We start from the raw sequence: 513 nt of genomic DNA, 5'->3' as shown, positions 1-513 counted from the left end.
GTAGACGCGGGCAATGCCGTCACCGACGGACAGAACCTGGCCGACTTCGGAGACCTCGGCCTCCTTGCCGAAATTCTTGATCTGGTCTTTCAGAATTGCGGAAATTTCCGCGGCGCGGATGTCCATCAGCCGACCTCTTTCAGTGCAAGCTTGAGCGAATTGAGTTTGGTTTTGAGCGACGTATCGATCTGGCGCGAGCCCATCTTGACGATCAGGCCGCCGAGCAGCGACGGGTCGACGGTCATGGCGATGGCCACGTCCTTGCCGGCGATTCCCGTCAGCGTCGCCTTGAGTTCGGCCTGCTGCGCATCCGTCAGCGCATGCGCGGAGGTGACTTCGGCGGACGCCTCGCCACGGTGGTCGGCGGCAATCTGGCGGAACGCCTTGATCATGCCGGGCACGGCGAACAGGCGGCGGTTGCGGGCGACGACGCGCAGGAAATTGCCGACGAGGCCGGTGATGTTGGCTCTGGAGATGATCGCGCCGATCGCCTTGGCGTGATCGTCGCTGGAG

Annotated in this window: 1 protein-coding gene; it reads right to left on the bottom strand. The window is 63.4% G+C overall.

Annotated features, from left to right (window positions below; all coding sequences use genetic code 11):
- Nucleotides 1-125 precede the first annotated feature (125 nt).
- Nucleotides 126-513, bottom strand: a 388-nt coding sequence (gene atpH / locus EOA60_RS36690) for an ATP synthase F1 subunit delta (RefSeq protein WP_128312811.1), incomplete at its 5' end; no start/stop codon positions are given.

The sequence above is a fragment of the Mesorhizobium sp. M1A.F.Ca.IN.020.06.1.1 genome (genome assembly GCF_004023265.1).
Classification (GTDB): Bacteria; Pseudomonadota; Alphaproteobacteria; order Rhizobiales; family Rhizobiaceae; genus Mesorhizobium.
This window is presented reverse-complemented; position numbering and strand designations above follow the sequence as displayed.